Below are 6,426 nucleotides of genomic sequence, written 5' to 3'. Positions count from 1 at the left end.
GGCCCAGGGCCGCGGCGGCGTCGGCGGGGAGCGCCCGCTCCGCGACGAGCCGGCGGGCCGCGGCGCGCGGCGAGTCGGCCGGGCGCCACAGGTGGCCGATGTCGGCGGCGTCGTCGTGGACCTGCGCCCAGGCGGGCAGCGGACCGGGCAGGCCGCGGCGGTGACGACGGCGCAGGACCCCGGCGAGCGCGGGCACACCGGACAGCACCAGCGCGAGCAGCAGGAGCAGCACCGGCAGCGGCGGGACGCCGAGCGCGCCCGACCCGGCGGCGGGGTCGTCCAGTGCCGTCGGCTCGCCTGTCTCCGGGTCGAGCAGGCCACCCGGGTCGGTCGACGCGGTCGAGCTCGGGGCGGCTGAGGGCTCCGCGGTGGCGGAGGGCGCGGCCGTCGGCCCACCGGACGCAGACGTCTCGGGCTGGGCGTAGGGCGGGACGGAGGTGGTGTCCGTGCGCGGGGTCGGCTCGAAGCGCACCCAGCCGGCGCCCTCGAACCACACCTCCGGCCAGGCGTGGGCCTCGTTGGTCGTCACCGTCCAGGTGCCCTCGTTGAGCGAGCCCGGGGTGAAGCCGACCGCCACGCGCGAGGGCAGCCCGAGGGCGCGGGTGAGCGCGGCCATCGCTGAGGCGTACTGCTCGCAGAAGCCGCGCTGGTTGTCGAGCAGGAAGAACTCGAGCGGGTCGCGGCCGGCGGGGGCGCGCTTGGCGGTGACGTCGTAGGTGAAGACGTCGGTGTCGCGCAGGTGGTCCTGCAGCGCGAGGACCTGCTCGTAGTCGGTGTCGGCATCCGCGACGATGCGGTCGAGCTCGGCGCGGACCCGCTCCGTCAGCTGCACGTCGCCGCGGTAGGGGTTGATCTCCGAGGGCACCGTGCCGACTCCCGTCAGCTGGCCGGCCTCGGGGAGCACCCGGGTGGCCTTGAGGGAGAAGGTCTCGTCGAGGTCGCCGGTGGTGTCCTGGGCTGAGAACACCGTCTCCGCCTCGGCGTCCCAGACCCAGCGGCCCGGGATGTCGACGTCGGTCGGGGTTGCGGGTACGGGCAGCCACGCGGTCTCGAGGTTGGCGATGCGCATGAGCAGGGCGATGTCGAGGGTCGCGACGCCGCCGTCGCTGACGCTCACCGGGGTCGGGATCCCGTCGTCGACCGCGTCGTCGTCGGGGTCGGCGCGCAGCTCGCTGGCCGACCACTGGCCGCTCGCGAAGGTGTCGAGGGTGGTCATCCGGAGGTAGTCGGGGGTCTGGTCGTTGGTGGTGTAGCTGAACAGCGTCACCGGGTCGGGCAGGTTGAGGTCGCCCTGCAGCCGGGTGATCGGGTTGTAGGTCTTGGAGCTCTTGCCCTTGCCGGAGCCGCCGATGCCGTCACCGGACCCGCCGTCGAGCAGCCGGGTGTCGAGGCCGGGCAGGATCGCGGGCACGACGACCGCGATGCCGAGCGCGGCCGCGCCGATGCGCCGGCCGACCCGGCCGAGGGAGGTGTCGTCGTCGCGGCCGGACTGCCCGGGGGTGCGTAGCGGCGTGCCCCAGCGACCGACGCGGTCGCTGCCCTCGACGAGCAGCAGGGCGAGCCAGCCGCTCGCGGTCAGTGCGAAGGGCAGCCAGCCCAGGCCGTCGGCGAGCACCGCGGAGGGGATCGCGAACAGCAGCAGCAGCGGCAGCCCGGCCACGGCGGCGCGGGCCAGTAGCACGGCGATGACGTCGACGAGGACGGCGATGGCGCCCACGCCGAGCACCGCGAGCAGCACCAGACCGGTGGAGGTCGGCACCGGAGGAGCGAGGGTCTCGACGTCGACCAGGCCCTGGTCGGCGAGCGCCCGCAGGGCCCGCAGGGTGTCGCCACCCGGCACGAGGCCGAGGGCGAGGGTGTCGCGAGCGAAGACGAGCGAGGTGTAGAGGGCCAGCGTGAGCAGCTGCAGGGTCGGCTGGACCACGACGGGCAGTGACAGTCGACGGATCACGAGGCCGGTGGCGCCCACCACCGCGACAGCACCGAGCACGCGCAGCAGCCAGCCGAAGTCGGCGTAGACCGGGCCGAGGGCCGAGGCGGCCAGGCCGACCGCGAGGGCGGAGGCGAGGGTCAGGCGCTCCCTGATGCTCATGCGGGCACTCCTGCGCTCGAGCTGGTCCGGCCCCCGGCCAGTGGCCAGACGCTGGCAAGGGTGGTGCCGTGGGCGACCCGCAGGACCCGCCAGCCCGCACCGGTGAGCAGGGTCGCGGTGGCGTCGTAGGCGCGCTGCGCGACGACCCTGGCCCCGCCGGCGCCGGGGGCCCACGAGTCGGTGTCGAGCAGGACGGCGACCGCGGCGCCGCCGCCGGTGCGCAGTCGCACCAGGCGCTCTGCCTCGGCCGGCTCCAGCGAGCCGAGCACCGCGACGAGGACGCCGTCGACGCCACTGCGGCGCAGCCGGGTGACGACCGGCTCGACCGACGTCGACTGCTTCTGCGACGCGACGGTGGCGAGCGAGTCGAGGACGAGGGCCTCGGTGACGGGCACGCCGAGGGGGACGACGTCCTCGCCGGTCTCCCGGACGACCGACAGCGTGAAGCCGCTGCGGGCGAGCACCACGCCGATGGAGGCGACGGCGCAGACCGCCCACTCGAACGACGACCCGGGGCCCTCGCCCCGGTGCGCGGCGGCGCGGCCGTCGAGCAGCAGGGTCGCCCGGCTCTGGAAGGGCTGCTCCTCGCGGCGCACCATCAGCTCGCCGACGCGGGCCGTGGACCGCCAGTGGACCTTGCGCAGGTCGTCGCCGTGGCGGTACTCGCGGGTGGCCGCGTCGTCGGTGCCGCTGGTCGCGACCGACCGCGCGCTGGTGTCGCCGCTGCCGGCCCAGTCGCCGCCGAGGCGCACCGACGGCAGCGGGCTGACGACGGGGGTGACGACGAGCTCGTCGGCGCTCGCGAACGACCGGCTCAGCTCGCACAGCCCGAAGGGGTCGGTCAGCCGCACCGACAGCGGCCCGACGAGGAAGCGGCCACGCACGTCGGAGCGCACGGGGTAGCTCACGTCGCGCACGCCCTGCGGCTCGACCCGGTCGAGGACGAAGCGCGGCCGCCCGCCGAGGGTGTAGGGGAGCGCGTCCTCCATGAGCAGCACCCCGCTGGGCAGCCGGGAGACGTTGTCCAGTCGTAGCCGCACCGTCGCGGGCCGCCCTGCCTCCACCCGGCCCGGGTCGAGGCGGCGGGTGCAGGCGAGGCGGTAGCGGGTGCGGGCGACGACGGCGACGGCTGCGAGCGGCAGCGCGACGAGGAAGACCGCCGCGCGCAGCAGGTCGCGCTGGCCGAGCAGAACGGCGCAGACCGCCAGCGCCAGGCCCGCAGCGAGCAGGCAGCGGCCGCGGGTGGTGAGGCCGCCAAGGGCCGCGCGGGCTCCGCTCACGAGCAGCTCACCGACGCCGAGCGGCAGAGGTCGTGCCGGGCAGCGGGATGCGCGAGACGAGTTCGGCGACCACGGCCTCGGGAGTACGCCGCGAGACCTGGGCCTCGGCGGTCGGCAGCAGCCGGTGCGCGAGCACGGGACCGGCGAGCTCCTGGACGTCGTCGGGCAGGACGTAGTCGCGACCGTCGAGCGCGGCCTGCGCCCGGGCCGCACGGACCAGCTGCAGCGTCGAGCGCGGCGAGGCGCCGAGGCGGAGCTCCGGTGCGCTGCGCGTGGCCGTGACGAGGTCCACGACGTAGCCCTTCACCTCGTCGGACAGGTGGATGCCGCGCACGACCTCGATGAGCTTGCGGACCTCGAGGGCGTCGGCGACCGGCTCGAGGTCGTCGAGCGGGTCGGCGCCGCCGTGGGTGTCGACCATGAGCATCTCGGCGGCGGCGGACGGGTAGCCCATCGACACCCGCGCGGTGAAGCGGTCGCGCTGGGCCTCGGGCAGCGGGTAGGTGCCCTCCATCTCGATGGGGTTCTGCGTCGCGACCACCATGAAGGGCGTCTCGAGGACGTAGGTCACGCCGTCGACCGAGACCTGCCGCTCCTCCATCGCTTCGAGCAGCGCCGACTGCGTCTTGGGCGACGCGCGGTTGATCTCGTCGCCGACCACCAGGTTGGCGAAGACCGCGCCCGGCTTGAACTCGAACTCGCGGGTCTCCTGGTTGTAGACCGACACGCCCGTCACGTCCGACGGCAGCAGGTCGGGCGTGAACTGGATGCGCCGCACCGAGCAGTCGATCGAGCGGGCGAGCGCCTTGGCGAGCATCGTCTTGCCGACACCGGGGACGTCCTCGATGAGCAGGTGGCCTTCGGCCAGCAGCACCACGATCGCGAGCCGGACGGCGTCGGGCTTGCCCTCGATGACCTGCTCGATGTTGGCGCTGATGCGCCCGGTCGACTCGAGCAGGTCGTCGAGGCCGGTGCTGCTGCCAGTGCTGCCGGTGCTGGTGCGGCGTGCCACTCGGGGTCCTCCAGGGCGGGGTCGGGTTGGCTGCGCCACGGGGTGCGGGCGACAGGCGCCATCGTCGCACCTGACGGGCGACCTGGCGGGGCAGGTGCACCGGGCTCGCAGAGTCCGACGAGCCGGACCCCACCCGCGTTCCCCACCCCACCCCACCCCGTCCGCAGCACCCCTCCACTGCGCCCCCCACTGCTCACCCCACTGCGCCCCACCTGCAGCGGCGACGGGCGGGGCGCACGCGTGGGCGCCCCGCTCACGGCCTCCGGCGTACGCCTGGTCCGTGCCGTGGGGAGCCACGATCCTGCGAGCTCGCCCCACCCCCCTTCCACCCGTCCTGACCTGCGCATTCATGGTCGTCCGGGCTCAGGTTCTCGGCAGGACACCCTTGACGATGGGGGAAAGTGGAGTAACGTGGAGCGCACGGGAGGCAGGCTCCCGTGTGGGGCGGAGGAGGGGGCCGTGTTCCTCGGCACCCACACCCCGCGCTTGGACGACAAGGGCCGGCTCTTCCTGCCGGCCAGGTACCGGGACGAGGTGGCGGGCGGCGTGGTGATCACGAAGGGGCAGGAGAACTGCCTGTTCGTCTTCACGCGACCCGAGTTCGCCACGCGCGCCGAGGCCCTGCAGGCCGCGCCGCTGTCGGCGAAGAGCGCTCGCGACTACGCCCGCATCTTCTTCGGCTCGGCCTTCGACGAGGTGCCCGACAAGAACGGCCGCATCTCCATCCCGGCCGGGCTGCGCAGCTACGCCGGCCTCGACCGCGACGTCGTCGTCGTGGGCGCCAACACCCGTCTCGAGATCTGGGACGCGGCCGCCTGGGCCGACTACGAGACCGCGCAGGAGCAGGCCTTCTCGACGCTGGAGGAGGAGGTGCTGCCCGGCGTCTTCTGACCGTCCCTCGCTCGCGGCCTCCACCCGCTCCTCCACCTGGCGCACCTTCCCCGGCGCCAGGCGAGGGAGCGGGCGGGGACCGGGAGCAAGAGCCGGATCCGCACACCAGTACGACAGCGCCACCCCTGGACCGCGAAGCCGGGGGAACACCGACAGCAGAGGGTCGAGATGACGTCGCAGGGGGGCACCGACGGTGGGCACGCCCACGTGCCCGTCCTGCTCGACCGCTGCCTCGCGCTTCTCGCCCCGGCGCTGCTCGCGCCCACTGACGTCGTCGTCGACTGCACGCTCGGCATGGGCGGTCACGCGGAGGCGCTGCTCACCCGCACGCCGGCCCGCCTCATCGGCCTCGACCGCGACCCGGAGGCCCTGCGCCGCTCGGGTGAGCGGCTCGCCCCCTTCGGCGAGCGGGCCACGCTGGTCCACGCCGTCTACGACGAGCTGCCGCGGGTCCTCGCCGACCTCGGCCTCGACCGCGTCTCGGGCGTGCTGTTCGACCTCGGCGTCAGCTCGCTGCAGCTCGACGAGGCCGACCGCGGCTTCGCCTACTCCCAGGACGCGCCGCTCGACATGCGGATGGACCCCACCCGCGGCATCACCGCGGCCGAGGTCGTCAACACCTACGACGGCCGCGCGCTGGCCAAGGTGCTCAAGGAGTACGGCGAAGAGCGGTTCGCGTCGCGGATCGCCGACGCGATCGTGCGAGAGCGCGCCGTCGCTCCGCTGACCTCGAGCGCCCGGCTCGCGGAGCTGGTCCGCGACGCGGTGCCTGCGGCGACCCGGCGCACCGGTGGCCACCCCGCCAAGCGGACCTTCCAGGCGCTGCGCATCGAGGTCAACGACGAGCTCGGTGTGCTGCGTCGGGCTGTCCCCGCCGCGCTCGACGCCCTGCGGGTCGGTGGGCGGGTCGTGGTCATGAGCTACCAGTCGCTCGAGGACAAGATCGTCAAGGCGGAGCTCGTCGCGCGCTCGACCTCCGACGTGCCCGTCGACCTGCCCTTCGTCCCGGAGGGGTCGCAGCCCGAGCTGCGGCTGCTCGTGCGCGGCTCCGACAAGGCGTCCGACGCCGAGATCGCCGACAACCCGCGGGCCCAGTCGGTCCGGCTGCGCGCGGCCGAGCGCCAGAGGGAGGCCGCGTGACCGCCCCCGCC

5 protein-coding genes are annotated in these 6,426 nt (G+C 74.6%); 2 read left to right on the top strand and 3 right to left on the bottom strand.

Going from position 1 to position 6,426, the window contains the following annotated elements:
• The 3 genes from Q8R60_06960 to Q8R60_06950 form a co-directional block, all read right to left on the bottom strand.
• On the bottom strand, positions 1 to 2,092 hold a 2,092-nt coding region (locus Q8R60_06960; protein ID MDP3712207.1), incomplete at its 3' end, for a transglutaminaseTgpA domain-containing protein.
• Positions 2,089 to 3,372, bottom strand: a complete 1,284-nt coding sequence (locus tag Q8R60_06955) for a DUF58 domain-containing protein (GenBank protein MDP3712206.1) — start codon at positions 3,370 to 3,372, stop codon at positions 2,089 to 2,091. The genes Q8R60_06960 and Q8R60_06955, both read right to left, overlap by 4 nt.
• Before the next feature lie 7 nt (positions 3,373 to 3,379).
• Positions 3,380 to 4,330 carry a MoxR family ATPase gene (locus tag Q8R60_06950; protein MDP3712205.1) on the bottom strand — a complete coding sequence of 317 codons (951 nt, stop codon included), beginning with the start codon at positions 4,328 to 4,330 and terminating at the stop codon, positions 3,380 to 3,382.
• Between the two features lie 513 nt (positions 4,331 to 4,843).
• Between Q8R60_06950 and mraZ the strand changes: the two genes are divergently transcribed.
• The gene (mraZ, locus tag Q8R60_06945) at positions 4,844 to 5,275 is read left to right on the top strand and encodes a division/cell wall cluster transcriptional repressor MraZ (GenBank protein ID MDP3712204.1); all 432 of its coding nucleotides are present in this window, start codon (positions 4,844 to 4,846) and stop codon (positions 5,273 to 5,275) included.
• Between the two features lie 168 nt (positions 5,276 to 5,443).
• Positions 5,444 to 6,415 carry a 16S rRNA (cytosine(1402)-N(4))-methyltransferase RsmH gene (gene rsmH / locus Q8R60_06940; protein MDP3712203.1) on the top strand — a complete coding sequence of 324 codons (972 nt, stop codon included), beginning with the start codon at positions 5,444 to 5,446 and terminating at the stop codon, positions 6,413 to 6,415.
• The last annotated feature ends 11 nt before the right edge of the window (positions 6,416 to 6,426 follow it).

It is taken from the genome of Mycobacteriales bacterium, assembly GCA_030697205.1.
Lineage (GTDB): Bacteria > Actinomycetota > Actinomycetes > Mycobacteriales > SCTD01 > JAUYQP01.
Note: the sequence above shows the minus strand (reverse complement) of the source record. Positions and strands in the feature narration are given on the sequence as shown.

Coding starts and splice junctions, on each gene's coding strand:
- rsmH (MDP3712203.1), top strand. CDS start 5,444: ATGACGTCGCAGGGGGGCACCGACGGTGGGCACGCCCACGTGCCCGTC.